Annotated in this window: 22 protein-coding genes; 3 read left to right on the top strand and 19 right to left on the bottom strand. The window is 71.3% G+C overall.

Features of this window, described 5'->3' with window-relative positions; all coding sequences use genetic code 11:
• Positions 1-30 precede the first annotated feature (30 nt).
• Positions 31-1,074 carry a phosphoribosylformylglycinamidine cyclo-ligase gene (gene purM, locus B5D60_RS09630; protein WP_078699957.1) on the bottom strand — a complete coding sequence of 348 codons (1,044 nt, stop codon included), beginning with the start codon at positions 1,072-1,074 and terminating at the stop codon, positions 31-33.
• Complete coding sequence (purF, locus tag B5D60_RS09625) at positions 1,071-2,567, bottom strand: amidophosphoribosyltransferase (protein ID WP_078699956.1); 1,497 nt, start codon at positions 2,565-2,567, stop codon at positions 1,071-1,073. Before purF ends, purM begins: the two co-directional genes overlap by 4 nt.
• A gap of 155 nt (positions 2,568-2,722) precedes the next feature.
• On the opposite strand from purF, the gene B5D60_RS09620 reads away from it, so the two are divergent.
• Positions 2,723-4,276, top strand: coding sequence for a long-chain-fatty-acid--CoA ligase (locus B5D60_RS09620; RefSeq protein ID WP_078699955.1), 1,554 nt, complete (start codon positions 2,723-2,725; stop codon positions 4,274-4,276).
• A 1-nt stretch (position 4,277) separates the two neighbouring features.
• On the opposite strand, the gene B5D60_RS09615 is transcribed toward B5D60_RS09620, so the two are convergent.
• From B5D60_RS09615 to rfbB, 4 genes are all read right to left on the bottom strand, one after another.
• Positions 4,278-4,892, bottom strand: a complete 615-nt coding sequence (locus B5D60_RS09615) for a peptidylprolyl isomerase (protein ID WP_078699954.1) — start codon at positions 4,890-4,892, stop codon at positions 4,278-4,280.
• A 10-nt stretch (positions 4,893-4,902) separates the two neighbouring features.
• Positions 4,903-5,265, bottom strand: coding sequence for a sterol carrier family protein (locus B5D60_RS09610; RefSeq protein WP_078699953.1), 363 nt, complete (start codon positions 5,263-5,265; stop codon positions 4,903-4,905).
• Positions 5,266-5,363: 98 nt separating this feature from the next.
• A complete protein-coding gene (locus B5D60_RS09605; protein WP_078699952.1) occupies positions 5,364-6,662 on the bottom strand; it encodes a sugar nucleotide-binding protein in 1,299 nt (432 codons plus the stop codon).
• An 8-nt stretch (positions 6,663-6,670) separates the two neighbouring features.
• A complete protein-coding gene (gene rfbB, locus B5D60_RS09600) occupies positions 6,671-7,669 on the bottom strand; it encodes a dTDP-glucose 4,6-dehydratase (RefSeq protein ID WP_078699951.1) in 999 nt (332 codons plus the stop codon).
• A gap of 61 nt (positions 7,670-7,730) precedes the next feature.
• Between rfbB and rfbA the strand changes: the two genes are divergently transcribed.
• Complete coding sequence (rfbA, locus tag B5D60_RS09595) at positions 7,731-8,594, top strand: glucose-1-phosphate thymidylyltransferase RfbA (protein WP_078699950.1); 864 nt, start codon at positions 7,731-7,733, stop codon at positions 8,592-8,594.
• Here rfbA and B5D60_RS09590 read toward each other — a convergent pair.
• The 4 genes from B5D60_RS09590 to B5D60_RS09575 all read right to left on the bottom strand — a co-directional run bounded on the left by B5D60_RS09590 (position 8,567) and on the right by B5D60_RS09575 (position 16,115).
• Complete coding sequence (locus B5D60_RS09590) at positions 8,567-10,732, bottom strand: CDP-glycerol glycerophosphotransferase family protein (RefSeq protein ID WP_078699949.1); 2,166 nt, start codon at positions 10,730-10,732, stop codon at positions 8,567-8,569. The genes rfbA and B5D60_RS09590 overlap by 28 nt on opposite strands.
• A 35-nt stretch (positions 10,733-10,767) precedes the next feature.
• Positions 10,768-12,024 carry an HNH endonuclease signature motif containing protein gene (locus B5D60_RS09585; RefSeq protein WP_231948700.1) on the bottom strand — a complete coding sequence of 419 codons (1,257 nt, stop codon included), beginning with the start codon at positions 12,022-12,024 and terminating at the stop codon, positions 10,768-10,770.
• A gap of 72 nt (positions 12,025-12,096) precedes the next feature.
• Positions 12,097-13,887 (bottom strand): glycosyltransferase family 2 protein, encoded by a 1,791-nt coding sequence (locus B5D60_RS09580; RefSeq protein WP_197684294.1) that lies wholly within the window; start codon positions 13,885-13,887, stop codon positions 12,097-12,099.
• Complete coding sequence (locus B5D60_RS09575) at positions 13,884-16,115, bottom strand: CDP-glycerol glycerophosphotransferase family protein (RefSeq protein WP_078699946.1); 2,232 nt, start codon at positions 16,113-16,115, stop codon at positions 13,884-13,886. Before B5D60_RS09575 ends, B5D60_RS09580 begins: the two co-directional genes overlap by 4 nt.
• 56 nt (positions 16,116-16,171) lie before the next feature.
• On the opposite strand from B5D60_RS09575, the gene B5D60_RS09570 reads away from it, so the two are divergent.
• Positions 16,172-17,878, top strand: a complete 1,707-nt coding sequence (locus tag B5D60_RS09570; RefSeq protein ID WP_153302964.1) for a glycosyltransferase — start codon at positions 16,172-16,174, stop codon at positions 17,876-17,878.
• Position 17,879: 1 nt separating this feature from the next.
• On the opposite strand, the gene B5D60_RS09565 is transcribed toward B5D60_RS09570, so the two are convergent.
• The 9 genes from B5D60_RS09565 to hpt are packed head-to-tail and all read right to left on the bottom strand — an operon-like array spanning position 17,880 to position 24,068.
• Positions 17,880-18,137 carry a hypothetical protein gene (locus B5D60_RS09565; protein WP_231948699.1) on the bottom strand — a complete coding sequence of 86 codons (258 nt, stop codon included), beginning with the start codon at positions 18,135-18,137 and terminating at the stop codon, positions 17,880-17,882.
• 30 nt (positions 18,138-18,167) lie between these two features.
• On the bottom strand, positions 18,168-18,656 hold the full coding sequence (locus B5D60_RS09560; RefSeq protein ID WP_078699943.1) for a DUF3180 family protein: 489 nt from the start codon (positions 18,654-18,656) through the stop codon (positions 18,168-18,170).
• Positions 18,657-18,663: 7 nt separating this feature from the next.
• Entirely contained in the window at positions 18,664-19,227 is a 564-nt protein-coding gene (folK, locus tag B5D60_RS09555; protein ID WP_078699942.1) for a 2-amino-4-hydroxy-6-hydroxymethyldihydropteridine diphosphokinase, read from the bottom strand.
• Positions 19,224-19,601, bottom strand: a complete 378-nt coding sequence (folB, locus tag B5D60_RS09550) for a dihydroneopterin aldolase (protein WP_231948698.1) — start codon at positions 19,599-19,601, stop codon at positions 19,224-19,226. Before folB ends, folK begins: the two co-directional genes overlap by 4 nt.
• On the bottom strand, positions 19,598-20,011 hold the full coding sequence (locus B5D60_RS16950) for a nuclear transport factor 2 family protein (RefSeq protein ID WP_078699940.1): 414 nt from the start codon (positions 20,009-20,011) through the stop codon (positions 19,598-19,600). The genes folB and B5D60_RS16950 overlap by 4 nt, the downstream gene beginning before the upstream one ends.
• Entirely contained in the window at positions 20,004-20,855 is an 852-nt protein-coding gene (gene folP / locus B5D60_RS16945) for a dihydropteroate synthase (RefSeq protein ID WP_078699939.1), read from the bottom strand. Before folP ends, B5D60_RS16950 begins: the two co-directional genes overlap by 8 nt.
• A 13-nt stretch (positions 20,856-20,868) precedes the next feature.
• A complete protein-coding gene (folE, locus tag B5D60_RS09535; protein WP_078699938.1) occupies positions 20,869-21,432 on the bottom strand; it encodes a GTP cyclohydrolase I FolE in 564 nt (187 codons plus the stop codon).
• A gap of 8 nt (positions 21,433-21,440) precedes the next feature.
• Positions 21,441-23,459: an ATP-dependent zinc metalloprotease FtsH gene (ftsH, locus tag B5D60_RS09530; RefSeq protein WP_078699937.1), complete on the bottom strand. Its 2,019-nt coding sequence runs from the start codon at positions 23,457-23,459 to the stop codon at positions 21,441-21,443.
• Positions 23,460-23,513: 54 nt separating this feature from the next.
• Positions 23,514-24,068, bottom strand: a complete 555-nt coding sequence (gene hpt / locus B5D60_RS09525; protein WP_078699936.1) for a hypoxanthine phosphoribosyltransferase — start codon at positions 24,066-24,068, stop codon at positions 23,514-23,516.
• Positions 24,069-24,074: the final 6 nt, after the last annotated feature.

Genomic DNA, 24,074 nt, shown 5'->3' with positions numbered 1-24,074 from the left:
GCCGCCGGACCGTCGTTGCAACGAATATTCTCAGCCGAGAGTGACCGAACCGCCCGCGCCGTGAGTTCCGGCCGCCGCGACCTCTCCCGCGATCCACGCGTCGACGCCGTGCTCGCCCAGCAGGGCGACCGCCGCGTCGGCCGCGTCGGCCGGGACGATCGCGACCATCCCGACGCCCATGTTCAGCGCCAGGTCGAGGTCGGCCTGTGCCACCTTCCCGAGCTCGCCCACGAGGCCGAAGACCGGGGCCGGGGTCCACGAGGACCGGTCGAGCCGGACGGAGACCGAGTCGGGCAGGACACGCTCGAGGTTCGCCGCGAGCCCGCCGCCGGTGATGTGCGACATGGCGTGCACCTCGACCGCGTCGGCCAGCGCGAGGCACGGCTTCGTGTAGAGGCGCGTGGGGGTGAGCAGCTCCTCGCCCAGCGTGCGGCCGAACTCCGGCACCTCGCGGTCGAGCTTCCAGCCGGCGATGTCGAAGAAGACGTGGCGCACGAGCGAGTAGCCGTTGGAGTGCAGCCCCGAGGAGGCCATCGCCACCACGACGTCACCCTCGCGAACGAGCTCGGCGCCGAGCAGGCGGTCGGCCTCGACGACGCCCGTGGTGGATCCGGCGACGTCGTACTCGTCGGGGGCCAGCAGTCCGGGGTGCTCGGCGGTCTCGCCGCCCAGCAGCGCGGTGCCGGTCTCGGCACACGCCGCGGCGATGCCCTTGACGATGTCGGCGATGCGCTCGGGCACGACCTTGCCGGTGGCGATGTAGTCGGTGAGGAACAGCGGCTCGGCACCGCAGACGACGAGGTCGTCCACGAGCATGCCGACCAGGTCGAACCCGATCGTGTCGTGCCGGTCCATCGCCTGCGCGATGGCGACCTTCGTGCCGACGCCGTCGGCGCTCGTGGCCAGCAGCGGACGCGTGTAGCCCTTGAGAGCCGAGGCGTCGAACAGGCCGGCGAAGCCGCCGATGCCGCCCACGACCTCGGGGCGGGTGGCCTTCGCGACCCACTGCTTCATGAGCTCGACCGCGCGGTCGCCCTCCTCGATGGAGACTCCGGCGGAGGCGTACGAGGTCACTGGATCACCTTCAAGGGCTCGGTCCCGTTGGCCGGCAGCTCCAGCAGGTGCTTGCCGATGAGGTCGTCGTCGGGCAGATCGATCGGGTAGACCCCGTCGAAGCAGGCCCGGCACAGGTTGTCGGCCGGGACATTCGTGGCGGCGATGAGGTCGTCGAGCGACACGTACGACAGGCTGTCGGCGCCGATGGAGCGACAGATCTCGTCGACGGTGAGGCCGTTGGCGACCAGTTCGGCACGCGAGGCGAAGTCGATGCCGTAGAAGCACGGCCACTTCACCGGCGGGCTGGAGATCCGCACGTGCACCTCGGCGGCGCCGAACTCGCGCAGCATCCGCACGAGGGCGCGCTGGGTGTTGCCGCGCACGATCGAGTCGTCGACGACCACGAGGCGCTTCCCGGCGATGACGTCGCGCAGCGGGTTCAGCTTGAGCCGGATGCCGAGCTGACGAATCGTCTGCGAGGGCTGGATGAACGTGCGGCCCACGTAGGAGTTCTTGACCAGGCCGTGGCCGAAGGGGATGCCGCTCTCCTCGGCATAGCCGATCGCGGCGGGCGTGCCGGACTCCGGCACCGGGATGACGAGGTCGGCCTCGACGGGCGCGGTGTTGGCCAGGCGGCGGCCGATCCGCTCGCGCACACTGAAGACGCGCTGGTCGTTGATCGTGGTGTCGGGACGCGCGAGGTAGACGTACTCGAAGATGCAGCCCTTCGGCGCGGCGTCGGCGAACCGGCTGCTGCGCAGGCCGTTCTCGTCGATCGCGACGAACTCGCCGGGCTCGATCTCGCGGATGTAGGAGGCGCCGACGATGTCGAGGGCGGCGGTCTCGCTCGCGATGACCCAGCCACGCTCGAGGCGGCCGAGCACGAGCGGGCGGATGCCTTGCGGGTCGCGCGCGCCGTAGAGGGTGGTCTCGTCCATGAACACCAGGGAGAACGCGCCACGCAGCTGGGGCAGGACCTCGAGCGCCGCGTCCTCGACCGAGCGGTCGCGGTAGGACGCCAGCAGGGAGGCCATCACCGACGTGTCGGTGGTGGCGGTCTCGGCCGAGACCGACTTCGCGTCGCCCTTGGTCCGCTCACGCAGCAGCTGCACGAGTTCGTGCGTGTTGGTCAGGTTGCCGTTGTGCCCCAGCGCGACCGATCCCTGGGCCGTGGGCCGGAAGGTGGGCTGGGCGTTCTGCCACACGCTGGCGCCGGTGGTGGAGTAGCGGGCGTGGCCGATGGCGATCTGGCCCTGGAGCGACTCGAGGGTGGCCTCGTCGAAGACCTGGGACACCAGGCCCATGTCCTTGTAGACGAGGATCTGCCGGCCGTTGCTCACGGCGATGCCGGCCGACTCCTGCCCGCGGTGCTGCAGGGCGTAGAGGCCGAAGTAGGTGAGCTTGGCGACTTCCTCGCCGGGGGCCCAGACCCCGAACACGCCACAGGCGTCCTGGGGTCCGGCATCAGAGGGATCGAGCTCGTGGGTCAGGAGACCATCTCCGCGGGGCACGCCGTCAGTCTACCGGCCGTTCCCGGCTTCCCTGACCAGGACCGTCCGGCGCGGACCCGCATTAACAGTCAAGGTTGACTGGAAGTCTTCCGTCGCGCGGCTTGGAGCATTACCGTGTGAGGCACATCACAACCGAGGCCTCAGAGGGAGACCCCATGTCCGATGCCACGTTCATCGCCGATCACGCCCGAGCCGCCGCGCAGTCCGCGCCCGACGAGACCGGCTGGATCTACGAGGGCCGCGAGTGGACCTGGGCGCAGGCCTGGGACTCGATCCGGCGCACCGCCGGCGCGCTCTCGGGCGAGGGCATCGGCCACGGCGACCACATCGCCGTCGTGGACAAGAACAACCCCGCCATCTTGCAGCTCGTGCTCGGTGCGAGCCTCGTCGGCGCCGCGACGGCCATCGTGAACTGGCGCCTGGCCGGCGACGAGCTGGACTACACGATCAACGACGCCGGCGCGAAGGTGCTGTTCGTCGGTCACGAGCTGCTGGACCAGGTCGACGTCATCCGCGACCGGCTCACGACCGTGGAGAGGATCATCGTCATGGGCGGCGACGCCGACGAGTTCGAGGCGTGGCAGGCCGCCGGCGAGCCCCTCGAGCAGGCGGACGGCTCGGCCGTCGACGACACCGTCGTCCTGATGTACAGCTCGGGCACCACGGGCCGCCCCAAGGGCGTGATGCTGACCCAGCGCAACCTGGTGGCGCACACCGAGAGCGCCGACACCGGGATCGCCTACGGCGAGGGCGCCAAGATGCTGATCGCGATGCCGATGTTCCACGTCGGCGGCACGTCCTACGCGATGTTCGGCCTCAAGAACCGGGTGCCGGGCCACATCATCCGCGACGTCGAGCCCGGCGCACTGGCCGGCGCGATGATGTCGGGCGTCACCCACGCCTTCCTCGTGCCCGCGGTGGTCGCGATGCTGCTGCAGGCCGGTCCGGACGCGATGAAGCTGTTCAGCGGGCTGCGCGGCTTCTCCTACGGCGCCGCGCCGATGCCGCTGACGATCCTGCGCGGTGCGCAGGAGCACTGGCCCGACACGGCGTTCTACCAGGTCTACGGCCTCACCGAGTTCTGCGGCGTCGTCACGATGCTGCACGACGACGAGCACCGCGACCTGGAGCATCCCGAGCGGCTGCTCTCGGCCGGCAAGCCGATCCCGGGGGTCGAGGCCCGCGTGGTCGATCCCGCCACGCTGCAGGACGCGGCCCCCGGCGAGGCCGGCGAGCTGTGGTTCCGCACCGAGCAGGCCACCGCCGGCTACCACGGGCGTCCCGAGGCGACCGCCGAGCTGTACGCCGAGGACGGCTGGGTCCGCACCGGCGACATCGGCCGGATCGACGCGGACGGCTACGTATACGTCGAGGACCGCATCAAGGACATGATCATCACAGGCGGCGAGAACGTGTACTCCCCCGAGGTCGAGCGGGTTCTCTCCGAGCACCCCGACCTGCTCGAGGTCGCGATCATCGGCGTGCCCGACCCGACGTGGGGCGAGTCCGTGAAGGCCGTCGTGGCGCTGCGTCCCGGGGCCGAGGCGACCGAGGCCGAGATCATCGCGTGGGCCCGCGAGCACCTGGCCCACTACAAGGTGCCGAGGAGCATCGACATCGTCGAGCTGCTGCCCCGCAACCCCTCGGGCAAGATCCTCAAGCGCGACCTGCGCAAGCCCTACTGGACCGAGGCGGCGCGCCAGGTCTGAGTCAGGAGACCGACTCGATCACGACGTCGCTCTTGGGAGCGACGCCGTCCGGGCCGTTGCCCTCCGCGGCGATGGCCCGGGCGGCCTCGAGCCCGGCTTCGTCGACGGTGCCGAACACCGTGTAGGCCGCCGGGAGCTCGGCGTCGTCGAGCACGATGAAGAACTGCGAGCCGTTGGTGTCGGGGCCGCTGTTGGCCATCGCGAGGGTGCCGGCGGGGTACGTCTCGTCGCCGCTGAGCTCGTCCTCGAAGGTGTATCCGGGGCCGCCCGTGCCGCTGGCCGACGGGTCGCCGCACTGCAGCACGAACCCGGGGACCAGGCGGTGGCACTTCGTGCCGTCGAAGTAGCCCTGTTCGGCCAGCGACGCGAACGAGTTCACGGTGCAGGGCGCGGCCTCGGCGTCGAGGGTGAGCGCGAAGGTGCCCCGGTTCGTCTTCATCGTGAGCGTCTCGGGCGCGAGCAGCTCGGCGGGCGGCAGGTCGGCGTCCTTCGCGGCCGACCCCTCCTCGGCGTACGTGCACTCGCCCGACGAGGAGGCGGAGTCGTCGTCCCCTCCGCCGCAGGCAGCGAGGATCGGGAGGACCAGGGCCGACAGGAGCAGGAGTCGCACGCGCATGGGGAAGACCCTAGCGAGCGTCGTCGTCGACCAGAGGCAGCAGTGGCGTGAGGTCGGAGCGCTCGCCGCTCGCGCGGACCCGCGCGTCGGCCCAGGCGAGGCGTCCGCGGCCGAGGGCGATCCAGGTCTCGGGGTCGGTCTCGACCACGGCCGGCGGCGTGCCGCGCGTGTGGCTGGCCCCCTGGATGCACTGGATCGCGGCGAACGGAGGGATGCGCACCTCGACGCTGTGGCCCGGCGCCCGGCGCTGCAGCACCGCCAGCAGGTGCTTCGTGGCGGCCTTCATGTCGGCCCGATCGGCCGTGCCCGAGTCGATCCGGGCACAGATCGCGGTGAACTCGGCCGGGTCGAGCGGGGTCAGGGTGCGCGCCACGCGGCCACCTTAACCGCGGACCGTGCGGGGCTTCCCACCGCTATGCGGGGGAAGTTTCCCCCGCATAGCGGTGGTTTCCCCTGTTAACAGGGGAAACTTCAGCTCAGCCGAAGCGCCGAGTGGCGCGGGCGCGGGGCGGCGGGGCGACCGGCGAGGTACTCCTCGGTGGAGACGCCGGTGACGTCGGCGGGGTCGCGGCCCTCCTCGGCGAAGACGCGGCGGGCGATGTCGGCCCACGACTCCACGGGACCGCGGCCGGTGACGTGGTGGACCCCGTACGGCGCCTCGGAGCGGAGCAGGTCGAGGATCCCCTCGGCCAGCACCGACGCCGGCGTGAGCCGTCCGAACTGGTCGTCGACGACCGACGGCGAGACTCCGTCACGGGCGAGGCGGCGCATCGTGTCGACGAAGTTCGCGCCCTCCCCGACGACCCAGCTGGTGCGGACGAGGTAGCTCTTCGGCACGACCGACGTGACGGCCTCGGTGGCCGCCTTCGTCTGTCCGTAGACGCCCAGCGGCGAGACGGGCTCGTCGACCTCGTGCTCTTCCTTCGTGCCGTCGAACACGTAGTCGCTCGAGACGTTGACGAAGGTCAGACCGTGGTCGATCGCGATCCGGGCCAGCGCGGCGACGCCGGTGACGTTGATCGCCCAGCACCGCGTGCGGCCCTCGGGCGTCTCGGCGCCGTCGACGTTCGTGTACGCGGCGGCGTTGATGAGTGTGCCGACGTCGTTCCAGTCGATCGAGTCGAGGGTCTCGGGCCTGGCGAGGTCGACCTCGGGGAAGTCGTGGTACTCGGCGTCCGGGAGGAGCTGCTGCAGCGCCTTGCCCAGCTGCCCGCCGGCACCGATGACGACGGTGCGGCGCGGCGCGAGCGGCGTGACCTCGGCCAGCAGCGGGTGGCTGCGGTCCTTCTCGGACATCTCGGCCACGGGCAGCGGCCACGGGACGGCCACCTGCGGGTCGAGCAGGTTGACGTTGGCGTAGACCGCGTCGGGGCGCCAGTGGTCATTGACCAGGTAGCTGTAGGCGGTGCCGTCCTCGAGGACCTGGAAGGAGTTGGCGACCCCGCGGGGCACGAACACCGCGGTCTGCGGGTTCAACTCGATCCAGAACGTGGACCCGAAGGACTCGCCCTCGCGCAGGTCGACCCAGGCGCCGAAGGCTCGCCCGGACGCGACCGAGACGTACTTGTCCCACGGCTCGGCGTGGATGCCTCGGATGGTGCCGGCGACGCCGTTGAACGAGATGTTGTGCTGGACGGGCCCGAAGTCGGGCAACCCCGCGGCGACCATCTTCTCGCGCTGCCAGTTCTCCTTGAACCAGCCGCGGTTGTCGCCGTGGACGTCCAGGTGGACGACGAGCAGGCCCGGGACGGGGGTGGTCTCGATCCTCATCGGCTTCCTCACTGACCCATCGATGCGTACTTGGCCTCCGTGGCCGCCTTCGCGGGGCGCCACCACGACTCGTTCTCGCGGTACCAGCGCACCGTGTCCTCGAGGCCCGACGCGAAGTCGGAGAACTGCGGCGTCCAGCCCAGCTCGGTGCGCAGCTTGGTGGAGTCGATCGCGTAGCGCAGGTCGTGGCCCGCGCGGTCGGCCACGTGCTCGAAGTCGTCGGGCTCGCGACCGAAGAGCTGCAGCAGCGCCTCGACGACCTCGCGGTTGGACTTCTCGCCGTCGGCCCCGATGAGGTAGGTCTCGCCCATCCGGCCCGACTCGAGGATCGTGAGCACGGCCGAGTTGTGGTCGTCGACGTGGATCCAGTCGCGCACGTTCAGTCCCTCGCCGTAGAGGCGCGGCCGGACGCCGTCGATCAGGCCGGTGATCTGACGCGGGATGAACTTCTCGATGTGCTGCCACGGACCGTAGTTGTTCGAGCAGTTGGAAATCGTCGCGCGAACCCCGAACGAGCGCACCCAGGCCCGCACGAGCAGGTCGGAGCCGGCCTTCGTCGAGGAGTAGGGGCTCGACGGGTTGTACGGGGTGGACTCGGTGAACCGCTCGGGATCGTCGAGCTCCAGGTCGCCGTAGACCTCGTCGGTGGAGATGTGGTGGTACCGCACGTCGTGCTTGCGGGCCGCCTCCAGCAGGGCGAACGTGCCGACGATGTTGGTGTCCAGGAAGGGCCGCGGTCCGACCAGCGAGTTGTCGTTGTGCGACTCGGCGGCGAAGTGCACGACCGCGTCGTGCTGCCCCACCAGCGAGTCGACCAGCTCGGTGTCGGCGACGTCGCCCACGACGAGTTCGACCCGGTCGTCCGGCAGCCCCGCCAATGACTCGCGGCTGCCCGCGTAGGTGAGCTTGTCCAGGACGGTCACGTGATCGTCCGTCCGGTCGATGACCTGACGGACGAAGTTGGACCCGATGAACCCGGCACCGCCGGTGACCAGCAATCGACGCATGCGCACGAGCGTACCGGCCGACGGATGCCGCCCTTCCCAGCGATCACCTAGGGTACGAACCATGCGCGGCATCATCCTGGCCGGGGGAACCGGCTCGCGACTGCACCCGATCACCCTCGGCGTCAGCAAGCAGCTCGTCCCCGTCTACGACAAGCCGATGATCTACTACCCGCTGTCGACGCTGATGGCGACGGGCATCCGCGACATCCTCATCATCACGACGCCGCACGACGCCGAGGCGTTCGAGCGGCTCCTCGGCGACGGCTCGCGCTTCGGCGTGAACCTGACCTACGCGCAGCAGCCCTCCCCCGACGGGCTCGCGCAGGCGTTCATCATCGGCGCCGACCACGTGGGCGCCGAGGGCGCCGCGCTCGTCCTGGGCGACAACATCTTCTACGGCGCCGGGCTGGGCACGAGCCTGCACCGCTTCGACCACACCGAGGGCGCCGCGGTCTTCGGCTACCAGGTCGCGAACCCGCGGGCCTACGGCGTCGTCGAGTTCGACGAGAGCGGCCGGGCGATCTCGATGGAGGAGAAGCCGGAGCACCCGCGGAGCAACTTCGCGGTCCCCGGCCTGTACTTCTACGACAACTCGGTGGTCGAGCGGGCCCGCGACCTGAAGCCGTCGCACCGCGGCGAGCTGGAGATCACCGACCTGAACCGCACCTACCTCGAGGAGGGCACCCTCCAGGTCGAGGTCCTTCCGCGCGGCACCGCCTGGCTCGACACCGGCACCTTCGACGACCTGGCCGACGCGGGAGCGTTCGTGCGCACGATCGAGAAGCGGCAGGGCCTCAAGGTCTCGTGCCCCGAGGAGATCGCCTGGCGCCAGGGCTGGCTGACCGACGACGAGCTGGCCGAGCTGGCCCGACCGCTGGTGAAGAGCGGCTACGGCAGCTACCTGCTGGGGCTGCTCGGCGCCTGAGGGCCGAGCCACGCGTCCACCACGCGCGCCGTGACGGCGCCGTCGTCCAGCGGGGCGAAGCGCTCGCGGAACGCGCGCGCCTGCTCCGACGTCTCGCCGGCCCCGGCGAGCGCCTCGACGACCTCCTCCGTGGAGGTCACGATGGGTCCCGGCGGCGCCTCCTGCAGGTCGAAGTAGAAGCCGCGGTCGTCGCGGTACTGGTCGACGTCGGGCACCAGCAGCACCTGCGGGCGCTCGGTGACCGCGAAGTCGAACATCACCGACGAGTAGTCGGTGACGAGCACGTCGGCGGCCGCCAGGAGCGCGGTGATGTCGGAGTGCGCCGTGACGTCGAGGACGCCCTGGCTGCTGATCCGGCCGCGGTTCGCGGCGGCGTTGCTGTGGCTGCGCAGCAGGACGGTGGCGCCGGTCTGCTCGTGGACGGCGGCCGCGTCGAGGTGGGAGACGAACGCCCGGCGACCCTGCTCGGTGCGGGCGGCATCGCGCCACGTGGGCGCGTAGAGGACCACGCGCTCGTCGCCGAGCCCGAGCGCCTCACGGGTGGCGCGCCTCAGTGCCTCGCCGGGGTCGCCGGCGAGTGCGTCGTTGCGCGGGTAGCCCTCGAGGAGGACCGGGCCCGCGAAGCCCAGCGCGCGCGGCAGCGTCTCGGCGGCGAACGCGTTCTGCGCCAGCAGCGCCTCCCATGCGGCGGCCTCGCGGGCCATCGCGGCGGTGTACCCGGCCGAGAGCCGGGGTGAGGCGATGTCGCGACCGATGCGCTTCAGCGGGGTGCCGTGCCAGGTCTGCAGGTACCGCTGGCCCTCGCGGAAGCGCACGTAGTGCGGGAACTCGGCGTTGTTGACCAGGTACCGCGCATGCGTGAACGCCTCGTGCCATTCACGCGAGTGCAGCAGCACGGGCCGGGTGCCCTCGGGAGGGGTCACGGAGTGGTCGGTGACGACCCAGTCGACGGGGATCCCCCGGCGGACGAGCTCACGCGCCACGGGGCCGACGCTGTCGCCGGCGCCGGTGCCGCCGAAGCACATCGCGACGGTGCGCTCGCGCAGCGGACCGGCCTGCTCGCGCACCTCGTCGAGCAGCAGTCGCTGGCGGCGGCGTCCGCGGTCGTGCACGGGGATCGGGTTCCGGACCACGAGCGAGACGGCGGCTTCGCCCGGCGACCACCCCCGCGGCGTGACGAGCAGGTCGACCAGGTCGATCGCCCGCTCGGCCATCGGCAGGGTGAGCACCGACGGGTCGGCGAGGTCGAGGGGTTGGTCGGCGGTGACGGCGAAGCGCCCCGCCGGGATCGTGGCGGCGACGCCGAACCGGTCGACGCGGGCGTCGAGCGCGAGCGGTGACGGCCCGGCGCCCCAGGCCTCGGACAGGGCGGTCACGTGCACGTCGAGGCCATCGGCGTCGAGCTCGACGCCGGCGGGCGTGGCCCGGGCGTGGAGGGGCGCGGCCGCGGCGAGCGCGGGCACGACTGCCTCGACGGTGCGCACCACGCCACCCGACTCGATCGTCACCGTCAGCGTGATCGGCTCGCTGCGGTCGGCGTCGATCGTGGCCCACCAGGACGCGCCGGTCTGGTCGGCCCAGCGCTCCCCCGACTCAGCATCGGCGACGGGATCGGGACGCATCGTCACGGTGGTCTCGATCGCCCCGCGGTTCGTGGCGGCCTCGACGCGGACCGTGTCGGTCTCGGGGTCGAAGGCCAGCCCGGAGACGAACGAGGTTCCGGCCACGTACACGGGCTCGGAGCCGGCGACCTCGATGCTCAGGCGCGCGACGAGGTCGTGCTCCTGCGCCGCGAGGAGCCAGTCGGGCACCGCGACCGGGTCCCCGAGGTCGATCCGCAGGGTGCCGCGATCGACGAGGAACGAGGGGCCGTGGACGGTGCGTGACTCGGCCAGGCGCTCGACGGTGGCGCGGTCGCCCCCTGACGCGGCGTACAGGGCCACCCGGTCGCGGACGGGCAGGTCGAGCCATTCGGCGTGGGTCCAGGCCCTGGCTCCTGCGGCCACCTCGCCCACGAGGGACCGCCACTGCTGGTCGTCGAGCCGGAAGGCGGTGCGCACGCGCTTGGCCAGGGCGGGCGGCGACGGCGCGTCGCCGTGGCCGCGCAGCCGCTGCACGATCCTGCGCACGAGGTCCATCCGCTCAACCTACCGATCCGGGCGGGTCGCGCTCGTCACCCGGTGAGCGTCAGGGGACGGTAGTGGTGGTTGCGTCGCCAGGGCTCGGCGGGACGTCGCCGGAACTCGACGATGCGGTCGATCGGGTGGAGCCGGAGCTCCCATCCACGGTCGTGGACCTCGTGGTGGTGGCGCGAGCAGAGCAGCACTCCGTCGTCGACGGTGGTGGGCCCGCCGCGCGACCACGGAACGAGGTGGTGGCTCTCGCACCAGCCGGGCGGCCGGTCGCAGCCGGGGAACGCGCAGCCGAGGTCGCGGAGCGCGAGGGCTCGTCGCTGCGGCACCGAGTGGTAGCGCTCCTCGCGACCCAGGTCGAGCGCCTTCGACCCGCTGCCCATGACCGCCGGCAGGATTCCGGCATCGCAGGCGAGCCGGCGCAGCTGCCCGGCCGAGACGGTGGTGCCGTGCTCGGTGACCCCGGCGCGGTCGGTGCTGCCACGCAGCGTGGCCTCGTCGACCGTGACCACGAGCGTGGCCGGAATGCCGCCGTGGTTGCCGAAGCCGTCCTTCGGCAGGTGGCGCACGAGCTGGACGAACGCCTCGCCCTGAGCGTGGGGACGATCCGGGGCGCCGTCCTGCTTGCGGGGCGACGTGGCCGAGTCCATGAGGGAGCGCAGGACGTCGCCGGTGACGGCGTCGACCTCGAAGCCACCCTTGACCATGCCGGTCTCGGCATCGGGGCGGGACATCCAGAACGACACCTGCGTGGCCTGGCGACGCTCGGCCTGCTCGACCTGACGGTTCTCGATCGTGTCGGCGCGGTGGACGTCGACCACCTCGACCGCCCGGCGGGCCTTGCGCCGCAGCTGCTCCAGCGGGAGGTCGGGTGCGGCCGCGGTGAGGTCGCACTCGACGGCGCGACGCTCCTCGGCGGTGAGATCGGCGGGCAGGTCCTGCAGGGCGTCGGAGACGATGCGCGCCTTGTCGGTGGACATGCCGGCGCGACCGAGCGACTCGCGCAGGACGGGCGCGGCGTCGAGTTGCTGCGCGAGGCGGACCTGCTGCGCGGCTTCCCGCCGCGAGACGCCCGCCTCCTTCGCCACCAGCGCGGTCATCGACAGCTCGCCGGCGTTCTTGTGGGCCTCGGCGCGCGAGGCCTCGGCCATCGCGGCCAGCCCCAGCGCGGTCGCTTTGCGGACGAGATCCTGCGCCAAGCGGTTCAGCCGGACCAGCTCGTCGGCGGTGAGCTCGCTCAGGTCGCACGCCAGCGCCGCGTCGAGGGCCAGCGGCCCCGACTCGATCTGACTGAACACCCGATGCATGCGTCCCCCGACGACTCGAACTGATGTTCTGAGTCTACTGCATTGGGCCCAACACAACAAGCATCATTCGGGAGATTCCTGCTCGCCCGCGTGATCACGCTGCCACCAGAACGTGAGTTGCTCGCGCGGCACCTTCGGCTGCACGACCACCTTCAGCCGGCGCGACCCCGCGAGCGCGAGATAGCCCTGCCGGTCCTCCAGCTCGAAGTCCCACGGCAGCTGGAGCGCCAGCGCCTGGTCGACCAGCCGACCGGGCACCTCGTGCTCCCCGATCTCGGTCGGGATCTCCACGTCGGCCGGATCGACGAGGTCGCCCTTCCACAGCACAACGTCTCGGCCGCGGTCGAGTCCCCACGGCTCGACGCCCGTCAGCGCGAGGCCACCCACGCTCTGGCGCGCTGCCGCCGAGCCCGTCGGGTCGATGCTTCTGACGATGTCGCTCCGCGTCCGTCCGTGATGGCTGACCTCGACGACCAGGTGCGAGGTGTCCACGTCGTCGAGGTCCGGCAGTGGGAGGTCAAGCTCCCAGACGCTGTCCTCGTTGCTGCGCCGCGTCGTCCGGGTGCGGTGACCGATGAACTCGTCCGACGGAGTCACGGTGAACTCTCGCTCCCAGCCCGTGACGTCGCGCAGCCAAGCGCGGCACGTCGGGGCGCCACCGTCGAGGTGCCGCAGCCACGCGGCGACGGTCAGGCGCAGACCGCTCTCGTCCAGTCGTGCCCGCAGGATCGTGGCGTCCAGCGGCGTCTGCCGCTGGGACAGGACGCGCGCCTCGTCGGGCACGTCAGGGTCACCGGTGAACGGGAAGACCAGCGCCGGCGCGCCGCCGGTCTGGTCAGACCGCAACGAGGGCAGATCGAAGCCGCCCTGCTCCACGAACACCGCCACGTCCGACGTGCGTCCGGCCCGGAGCAGCGCGTAGACCACGCGCGCCTCGGCCGGAGCGTGCGCAAGGTCGATGGCGGGCTCGGCCAAGAGGTCGAGAGCGCCCCGGAACAGCCGGTCGCGATAGCCCTCGTCCGTCACCTTCGCGAGCGTGCGCAGGTACCGTGGCACGTCGTTCGACAGCACCTGCGACGCGCGTGCGGCGCGAGCGCCGGGCACGCCGTCAAGCGCTTCGAGACTCAGCGTGATTGCGTCGAAGAAGGCGCCGATCGACCGTTCCGTCGCCTCGCGGGTGATCGAACCCGGGCGCACGCGCCACAGGTAAGTCGGTACCGCCACCAGGTCGACGTGCTCGGCCGCCGCGTAGGCCTGGGCCGTGACCTCCTGGTCCTCGTAGAGGACACCCTCCCGAAACGCGAGCCCCGCCCGGTCCCAGAAGGCTCGCCGATAGACCTTCGACCAGGCCGTCGCTTGCGCCAGGATCTCCGGCTGCTCGTGCGCCACGACGGTTCGTGACCCGTCGGCGTAGAACTCGACTACCCAGGGCGGCGTGGGGCTCGGGGCGTCCACATCGCGGAACTGCCGGTAAGGCAGGAGCGCATAGTCGGAACCGGAGCCTTCGAGCGATGTCAATGCTGCGTCGAAACCTCCGTCCCTCGTCACCATGTCGTCAGAGTCGACGAACGTCAGGTACGGCGCGGTGGCGTGTTCGACGCCCGTCATCCGCGCCGCGCTCAGTCCGCCGTTCGGACGCGTCACGACCTTGACCCGAGGGTCGCGCCGCGCGTACTTCCGAGCGATCTTGGCACTGCCGTCGGGAGACCCGTCGTCGACCACGATCACCTCGAGCGGTGCGGCCGCCCAGTCCAGGATCGAGTCGAGGCACTCCGCCAAGTACTCCTCGACGTTGTACACGGGCACGATGACACTCAGCAGCGGCTCGGGAGCCGCGCGCCGGAACAGCCTCACGCGTCCCACCCGAGGAGCCCGTCGACGACCCGCTCGGCAGCGTGCCCGTCGTGGAACCGGTTGAACCGCTCGTTGAACGCCGCGTACGCGTCGGCGTGCTCGGGCACCCACGAGGTGTCGCGCACGAGCGCCGCCAGCTCGCCCGAGTCGCGCACCACCGGCCCCGGCGCGGAGTCCTCGAAGGGGAACAGGAATCCGCGCAGCTCCTGCTCGTACTTCTCCAGGTCGGGCACGAAGAAGACCATCGGCTTGCCGGTGATCGCGTAGTCGAACCGCAGCGACGAATAGTCCAGGATCGCGAGATCGGACGCCAGCACGAGGTCGTTGATCTCGGGGTGGTCGGTGACGTCGACGACCCCTCCCCCACTGCCGTGCCGCTGGTCGGACCGCGCGACGGAGTGGTGGCTGCGCTGCAGCACGACCACGTCGTCGCCGAGCTCCTCGGAGAGCGCCTTCACGTCGAGGAGGTTCGGGTCGGCCGACGTGTTGTCGCCGCGTGAGAGGTCCTCGCGCCACGTGGTGGCGTGCAGGACGGCCACCTGGTCGTCGCGGATGCCCAGCAGGCGACGCGTCGCTCGACGCACCTCCGCGGCGTCCTCGTCCAGCAGCGAGTCCGTGCGCGGCAGGCCGTGGTCGAACGCCGGACCTTCCCAGTCGTAGGCCTCGCGGTAGAACTCGGCCGCCTCGGGATACGGCAGGCAGATCACGTGCCAGTACGCCGACCGCCGGTCGGTCGCCTCGAACTGCGCCCGCCAGGGCGCCATGCGGCGCACGAAGTCGGGCCGGCCCATCCGCTTGAACGGCTGGCCGTGGAACGTCTGCAGGTACACCTGCCCGGGCCGCAGGCGCGTGTAGGCGCCGACTTCGGTGTTCTTCACGAGGTACTTCGACGCGGCCAGCGCGGAGTACCACTCACGGGTGCCCGCGACGACGCGCTTGGCGCCCTCGGGCAGCGGCACGGAGTGGTCGACGGTGCCCCAGTAGAGCCGCATCCGCGGGTTGCGGCGGTGCAGCTCGCGGTGGATCGCGGCCTGGCTGTCGGTGGCCACCTCGGCCCAGTAGCACTGGAGCATCGCGGCACGCGGGTCCACGTCGACCTCGAGCGCGTCGTACGCCTCGCGCAGGTCGCGCTGGCCGTACATGGTGTTCTCGTCGGGCTGTCGCGGCTTGATCAGGCGCAGGCCGACGTCGGTGGTGTGGCCGACGAGGGGACCGTCGACGAGGTCGGTGGGCCAGCCCACGAGGTCGGCCGCGAGTGGCAGCGTCGTCTCACCGGCCACGACGGCGTAGTCGCCCACGGGCAGGGGCAGGGCGCCACGACCCCATCGGTCGGCGGTGGCGGGGAAGACGGCCCGGAAGCTCGAGCCCAGCCGGGTGAACTCGACGGTGGTGAGGGTGAGCCCGGCGGACTCGAGCGTGGGCGCGGCGTCGAGGCCACGACCGCTGACCACGATCGTGCCGCGCTCCAGCGAGATCGTGTCGACGACCGGACCGATCGGCTCGGGCTCCGCGACCAGGCCGATGCGACCGGAGGCGGTGCGGCCGGCGAGGCGGACCTCCACCTCCAGCTCGAGCGCCTGCTCCGGGCCGAGCCGCGACAGGGGCACGGCGATGGCCCACGTGCTGCGGTCGTAGGTCTCGCGCCACATCGCCGGACCTCCGCGGTGCCCGGAGGTCTCGCCGGTCCACTCGACCCGCACACCCGGTGTCAGGACGGTCAGCTCCGGAACCTCACCCGGCGCGTCGATGTGGGCGAAGCCGGCGCGGAACACGGCCTCGAAGCGATCGCCCACCACGCGGGACCGGACCACCTCGCCGGCGAAACGGGTCTCGGAGTCGGCCAGCACGAACGCCTCACGAGGGATGGCGGGGTCGTCCCAGCCGGGCAGGTGGACCGTCGGCTCGCCCTCGTGCACCCCGGCGGCGTGCTGGCGCACGTCGAGCAGGCCCCGGTTGAGTGCGGCGTGGAGGGCATCGGCGTCGCCGTGCTCGAGGTGGTGCAGCGCGACCTTCGCCCAGGAGGGGACGCGGCGCACGAGCGCGCCGCGGTCGACACCCTGAAGCAGGTCGGACAGCCCGGCGCGGAGATCGGCCTCGACGCTGCCGTCGAGGTCCTTCGGGAGTCGCCGGACGAGCGGAGGGAACTCCTTGACGAACACGTCGAGGGGCTTCGCCGGACCCGTCGCGAGGTCCAGCACCCGCCGCGAGAGCGACCGCAGCCTGCCCATGTCACCTACGCCTTCGCCGAACATCCCGGACGGCGTCGATGCTATACGCTCGCCGCGTGTCGCCTTCCGCTGCTGCACCGGGCGAGCCGGCCACGAGCTTTCCCGACGGGGCCTGGTTCTCGGTCGTGGGCAACGTCCGCCTCGGCGCCGGCGGCCAGACCCGCATGGTCCTGCTGCGCCACCGCCTCTTCGTCGCGGCCGGGCTCGACTTCCCGATCCTGACGTACAACCCGGTGCCCTCGTACGAGCCGATCCGCGCGGGCCTGCTGGCCGACGGCCTGCTGCTGCCCGAGAGCCGGATGCTCAACCTGCACGAGGACCTCCGCGAGCGGGACCTGGGCGCGCTTCCCGCCGTCGAGACCTGCCCGATCGCGCCCGGCTCCAGCACCGAGGACGACGTCGAGGACGGCTACACGTGGCGGCGGCGCCATCTCGACGCCTCGGGCACCGAGACCACGTGGGAGTACCTGCGGCCCGACGGCACGACCTACGCGTTCACGCCCCCCGACGTGATGGACGGCGACACGCGCGTGCTCGACCGCAGCGGTCGCGTCGTGCTGGCCGGCGAAGGCCTCGGCGACCTGTGGCGCTGGTGGACCCGGCAGCTGGCTCCCGAGGACGGCGCGGTGCTCCTCGTGAGCGACAGCCGGTTCGTCGCTGAGGAGCTCGGCCTGCTGGACGACCCGCGCTTCGTGCTGATGCACCAGATGCACAACCCCCACCTGCGCGGCGATCGCCGCTGGGACTCGCCGATCGAACCCTCCTACGCGTCGTCGCTGGAGCACGTGGACCGGTTCGACGCGCTCAACACCCTCACCGAGCGCCAGCGGCACGACCTGCGGCTGCGGTTCGGCGACCTGCCGCAGTTCCACGTGGTGGCCAACCCGGTCGAGGCCGTCGAGCCGCCCTCCCCCGCACCGGCACGCGTGCCCGGACGCATCGTCGTGATCGCGCGCCTGCACCCGCAGAAGCAGCTGGACCGGGCGATCGACGCCTTCGCTCTGGTCGCCCCACGGCACCCCACCGCGACGCTGGAGATCTACGGCGACGGCGACGAGGAGGAGAGGCTGCGGGCCCGTGCCGCGCAGCGCGACGTGGCCGACCGGGTGGTCTTCCACGGGCACGTGCCCGATGCCGCCGACCGGCTCTGGGAGGCCGACCTCGCGTGGCTGACCAGCCGCTTCGAGGGCTACGGGCTGTTCATCCTCGAGGCGCGGATGCGCGAGTGCCCGGTACTGGCGTTCGACGTGCCCTACGGCCCGGCCGAGCAGATCGAGTCGGGCGTGGACGGGGTGCTCGTGCCCGCGGGTGACGCGGCCCGCCTGGCCCACGCGACGCTCGACCTGCTCGCCGACCGCGAGCGGCTCGAGGCGATGCGCCCGCGCGCCCGCGCCGGGGCCATCGCCCACGGCCACGAGTCGTTCCTCGCCGACTGGGCGCAGGTGGCGCGCGACGCACTGGCTCGCAAGGCCGAGCGTGTGGACGTGGGGGACGTCGCCGTGGACTTCGAGGGGCGCTCGGCCGTCGTCTGGGTGGACGGCGAGGGAGACCTCGGCGAGGTGCAGCTGCGCTGGCAGGCGTGGCAGCCGGGCGACGACGCCCCCACGGACCTCACCACATCCGTCGAGCACGAGGGCATGGCCTTCGAGATCCGGGCGGGCCGCGCACCGAAGGGCGCGCACGAGCGACTGCTGCTGACCTGGCAGAACTTCTCCTGGCAGCAGGCCGTGCCGCAGCGACGCTGGTGGCAGCGCGGCCGCTAGGTCACTCGGGCCGGTCGAAGACCTGACGCGCCAGCGCCTGGACATCGCGATCGAGGTGATCGAGCCTGTCGTCCACGCGGCGGAACTGCTCGTCCACGCGCTCGAACCCCGCGCTCATCTCGCCACGCAACCCGTCGATTCGCGCGTTCACCCCGCCGATCTCGGCGCGCAGGACCCGGGTGAACGAGCCCGTCACCAAGCCCACCATCGCGAACATGACGACTGGAGGACGACGATGCCAGACCTCGCAGACGCCCACCAGAGTGTGCGTCGGATCAGTGGAGGGCCGTCAGGCTGGAGCGGGGCCGGCCTCGGACGCGGTCTCCTCGTCGTCGTCGGACGGGAGACGGCAGGTCCACTCGAGGACGAGCGCGGCGATCAGCAGGAGCAGGGCCGCCGCCGCGGCGGCGCCGGCGCGCCAGAACCTCAGCTCGCCGAGCTCGGTGGACGAGCCGAGGTAGGCCAGCGCATAGCCCGCGTAGCCGCCGGTGAACACGCCTCCGACGAGCACGGCGGCCTTGGCCAGCGCCAGCAGGCGGATCGCATGGTCGGCGGTGAAACGGCGCTGGCGCCGGTGGAGGTTCTGCCACGTGCCCCACGCGAGGGCTCCGACGGCGATGGCGCCGCACAGCAGGACGACCGCGGCGGCCCAGCCGGGAACCGGAGGAGACGTGCCGTCGAGCCGCACCGTGAGGGGCGGCAGCAGACGGCCGGCGACGAGACCCGACGCGATGAGCACCGCGACGTAGAGGGGCGAGCTGCGCCGGGCCTTCCTCATCGGACGATCACAGAATGATCTCGACGTCCTCGCGCTTGGTGATGCCCGAGGCGTCGACGCCCGACACGAGGTCGGCCACGAAGCCGTGACCGGGGATCTCGCCCTCGGGATCGATCTCGAGCCACGGCACGAGCACGAAGCCCCGCTCGTGGGCGCGCGGGTGCGGCAGGGTGAGCGAGTCGTCGTTGGCGACGCGGTCGCCGACCACGATGATGTCGACGTCGAGCGTGCGGGGGGCACCGGGCTCGCTGCGCTCACGCTCGAACGCGTCCTCGATCGCCAGGGCGCGGTCGAGCAGCGTGTGCACCGTCAGCGTGGTGTCGATGAGGACGACCGCGTTGAGGAAGGAGCCCGAGCCTTCGGGCGTACCGACGGGCTCGGTCTCGTAGACCGAGGAGATCGCGACGACCGTGACCTCGGGAGTGTCCTCCAGGGCGGACACGGCGCCCTGCAGGCGGCCGGCACGATCGCCGAGGTTCGAGCCGATTGACAGGACGGCCTGACGGATGGGTCGCATTCCCCCGGTCATCGTGTCGGCGTCGAGCTCGTAGGGCGTGGGTGCTTCGGTCACAGCTTGCTCCGCTCCATCGTCACGGTGACATCGGTGAACGCCACCTCGATCGGCGCCTCGGGCTTGTGCACCGTCACACTGACCCAGCGGACGGGCTCATGGCCCAGACACACGCTCACTATACGGAGGGCCAACGTCTCGATGAGATCCACGGGGTCCCCCGTGATGATCGCGTGCACCTCCTCGGCGAGTTCGCCGTAGTGCACGGTGCGGGTCAGGTCGCCCGAGACCGCCGCGGGCTCGAGGTCGACCGACAGCACGAGGTCGACGACGAACGTCTGGCCGTCCCTGCGCTCATGGTCGAAAACGCCGTGGTGGCCCACGGCCGAGAGCCCTCGGAGCTCGATCCGGTCCCCCGGGTGCTGGTCGGTCACGTGTCTGCGTCCTCCGGTTCGATCAGGGGCGAGGCGTGCCTCGCGAAGAATCGCCATCGTCCCGCATCGCGGACGAGGATGCTCGTGGCGACCGCGCGACCGCCGTTGAACGACTCGACCGACCCCGCGTCGGAGAGGATGTTCTCGGTGCACACGACGATCGCCGTGGTCGGGTCGGTGGCCGGCAACAGGGTGACCTCGACGTCGGTCAGGAAGAACTGGATGTAGCCGACGCCGGCCATCAGCACGGTCCAGGAGCGCAGGATCGGGCCGGTGCCGTTCAGCGGTGGAGCTCCCGGATGCACGCAGGTGGTGGCGACGTCGTCGACCCACAGCGACGCCATGAGGTCGACGTCGCCGGTCTCGATCGCGTCGTAGAAGGCGCGGTGGGCGGCCAGGACGTCAGCCACGTGCCGCCTCCGAGCGCAGTCGGGCCGCCACGCGCACGGCGTCGGCGCTGGGCCGCGGGTCGTGCACGCGCACGCCCCACGCCCCAGCGAGGGCGGCGAGCGTGCTGAGGGCGGCGGTCGCGTCCTCGCGCCCGTCGACCGGTCGCGGGCCCACGGAGTCGGCCAGCAGCGCGCCCAGGAAGCCCTTGCGACTGGCGGCGACGAGCAGCGGCCGGCCGAGGTCGGTGAAGCGCTCGAGGTGCGCGAGCAGGGTCCAGTTCTGGTCACCGGTCTTGCTGAAGCCCAGGCCGGGGTCGAGGATGACGCGTTCGGGATCGACGCCGGCCTCGCACACCGCCGCGTACTGGCTGCGCAGCTCGGAGACCACGTCCTCGACGACGTCGTCGTAGTCGGTGTGCTGCTGCATCTGGTCCGAGTGCGCGCGCCAGTGCATCACGACGAACGGGACGTCGGCGCGGGCGACGAGTGGCACCATCCGCGGGTCGGCCCGGCCGCCCGACACGTCGTTGACGATCGCCGCGCCCGCCTCGATCGACTGCTCGGCGGTCTCGGACCACATCGTGTCGACGGAGACGACGACGCCCGCGTCGGCCAGCCGGCGCACCACGGGGACCACGCGACGCAGCTCCTCCTCGCGGTCGACCGGGAGCGCGCCGGGCCGGGTGGACTCACCGCCCACGTCGACGAGGTCGGCTCCGCGCCGCACCAGGTCGAGGCCGTGCTCGGCAGCGGCACCGGGGTCGAACCAGCGACCTCCGTCGGAGAACGAGTCGGGCGTGACGTTGACGACCCCCATCACGACGCACCGGTCCTGCGGGAGCCCGGTGATCGGTGAGGTCGTCATGCGCGCTCCTGCCTCACCTGCTGATGAGGTTCATCGCCTCGGCACGGGTGGCCGGGTCGAGCAGCTGGCCGCGCACGGCGCTGGTGATGGTGCGGGCGCCGGCCTTGGCGACTCCGCGCATCGTCATGCACAGGTGCTCGGCCTCGATGACGACGATGACGCCCCGGGGCTCCAGGACCTCCACGATCGACTCGGCGATCTGCGTGGTGAGGCGCTCCTGCACCTGCAGCCGGCGGGCGTAGACGTCGACGAGGCGGGCGAGCTTGGACAGCCCGGTGACATGGCCGTGCTCACCCGGGATGTAGCCGACATGGGCGACGCCGAAGAACGGCACCATGTGGTGCTCGCACATGCTCCACAGCTCGATGTCGCGCACGAGGACCAGCTCGCGGTGCCCCACCTCGAAGACGGCGGAGAGCACCTCCTTGGCGTCCTGGTCGTAGCCGCCCAGCAGCTCGGTGTACGAACGGGCGACACGGGCCGGGGTGTCCTCGAGTCCGTCGCGCTCGGGATCCTCTCCGAGGGCTGCGAGCAGTTCGCGGACGGCCGCCTCGGCGCGGGGTTGGTCGACGGGCACGGCGCTCCTCAGATCGTGGGTGACTCGCCCGGCTGGGGCTCGTCGACGGGAGGTGCGTCGGGGCCGGTGTCCGGTCCGATGACGATACCGTCCTCGCGATCGTCGCGGCCGGAGCCGTTGCGGTGCGGCACCACGATGGGCGGCTGCGACGACGGGAGCCGGGTCTCCGAGCCGGTCCAGGCCGGGCGGATCTCGCGCCGGTTCAGGGCCTCGAAGATGCGGGCGACCTCGGCCTTGTCGAGGGTCTCCTTCTCCATCAGCTCGCGCACGAGGCTGTCGAGCACCTCGCGGTTGTCCACGAGGATGTCGAACGCCTCCTGGTGGGCCTGCGCGATGAGCGAGGAGATCTCGTCGTCGATCGTGGCGGCGATGTCCTCGGAGTAGTTCCTCGAGTGGCCGATGTCGCGGCCCAGGAACGGCTGGCCGTTGTCCTCGCCGAACCGCACGGCGCCGATGCGCTCGCTCATGCCGTACTGCGTGACCATCGCGCGGGCCAGGCTGGTGGCCTTCTCGATGTCGTTGCCGGCGCCCGTGGTGGGGTCGTGGAAGACCAGCTCCTCGGCGGCGCGGCCACCGAGCATGTACGCCAGCTTGTCGAGCAGCTCGGCGCGCGTCTGGCTGTACTTGTCCTCGTCGGGCAGCACCATCGTGTAGCCGAGGGCGCGACCGCGCGGCAGGATCGTGATCTTGTGCACGGGGTCGCTCTGCGGCAGCGCCGCGGCCACCAGGGCGTGGCCGCCCTCGTGGTAGGCGGTGACGAGGCGCTCGTGCTCGTTCATGAGGCGCGAGCGCTTCTGCGGGCCGGAGATCACGCGGTCGATGGCCTCGTCCAGCGCCTCGTTGTCGATCGTCGTGGCGGCACCGCGCGCGGTGAGCAGCGCGGCCTCGTTCAGGACGTTGGCCAGGTCGGCGCCGCTGAAGCCGGGGGTGCGACGCGCGACGGCCTCGAGGTCGACGCCGGGTGCGATGGGCTTGCCCCGGGCGTGGACCTTGAGGATCTGGGTGCGGCCGGCCAGGTCGGGGGCCTCCACGGCGATCTGGCGGTCGAAGCGACCCGGGCGCAGCAGCGCGGGGTCGAGCACGTCGGGACGGTTCGTCGCGGCGATGAGGATGACCCCGCCGCGCACGTCGAAGCCGTCCATCTCGACGAGCAGCTGGTTGAGGGTCTGCTCGCGCTCGTCGTGACCGCCGCCCATGCCGGTGCCGCGGTGACGGCCGACGGCGTCGATCTCGTCGATGAAGACGATCGCGGGGGCGTTGTCCTTGGCCTGCTCGAACAGGTCGCGCACACGGCTGGCGCCGACGCCGACGAACATCTCGACGAAGTCCGAGCCGGAGATCGAGTAGAACGGGACGCCCGCCTCGCCGGCGACGGCGCGCGCGAGGAGGGTCTTGCCGGTGCCGGGCGGCCCGTAGAGCAGCACGCCCTTGGGGATCTTCGCGCCGACGGCCTGGAACTTGGCGGGCTCCTGCAGGAACTCCTTGATCTCGCCGAGCTCCTCGATCGCCTCGTCACACCCGGCGACGTCGGCGAAGGTGGTCTGCGGGGTGTCCTTGGTCATCAGCTTCGCCTTGGACTTGGCGAACTGCATGACCCGGCCGCCGCCGCCCTGCATCGAGTTCATCAGCCACAGGAAGATCAGGATGAAGATGACGAACGGCAGGAAGCTGAGCAGCACCGAGAGGAACGTGTTCTTCGGCGGGATCTTGACGTTGTAGGCGTTCATCTGGTCGTCGTCGACCATCTTCTGAGCCTGGGTGACGAGCTGGGACCCCTGGTCCTGGCCGAGCCACGTGGCCTTGACCTTCTTCTCGTCGTCGCCCTTGAGGGTCGCGCGGACCTCCTGGTCGCCGTCGACGAAGGTGACGTCCTTGATCTTGGCGTCGTTGAAGTAGCCCACCATCGTGGCGGTCTTGACCTCGCGGTACCCGTCGGCGGACCCGGAGAACGACAGCACGCCGATGACCACGCCCGCGATCAGGATGATCCACAGCCACGGTCCCTTGAACACGCTCTTGATGCTCATGCCGCCTCGTCGTTCATGCAGGTGGTGTTCCGTTCGATGCTCACAGCCGCGTACTCAGGAGTACATGTGCTTGGCCAGTGTGCCGATGCTGCGCAAATTGCGGTACTTCTCGTCGTAGTCGAGTCCGTACCCGATCACGAAGGCGTTGGGGATGTCGAAGCCGACGTACCGGACGTCGACGGGCATCTCGAGGGCCTCGGGCTTGCGCAGCAGGGTGGCGATCTCGACCGAGGCCGGGCCGCGCGACTTCAGGTTGGCGACGAGCCACGACAGGGTCAGGCCCGTGTCGATGATGTCCTCGACGATCAGGACGTGACGGCCGTCGAGGTCGGTGTCGAGGTCCTTGAGGATGCGAACGACGCCGGAGGACTTGGTGCCCGCGTACGACGACACCGCCATCCAGTCGATCTCGACGTGACGGTTCAGCTCGCGGGAGAGGTCGGCCATCACCATGACCGCGCCCTTCAGCACGCCGACGAGCAGCACGTCGCGGCCCTCGTAGTCGGCCTCGATCTGGCGGGCCATCTCGGCCAGCCGGGCCTTGATCTGCTCCTCGGTGAAGAGCGTCTGGGTCAGGTCGAGGTCGGCTTCGACGTGCGAGGTGTCCACGACGCC

Source organism: Aeromicrobium choanae, assembly GCF_900167475.1.
Classification (GTDB): Bacteria; Actinomycetota; Actinomycetes; order Propionibacteriales; family Nocardioidaceae; genus Aeromicrobium; species Aeromicrobium choanae.
Note: the sequence above shows the minus strand (reverse complement) of the source record. Positions and strands in the feature narration are given on the sequence as shown.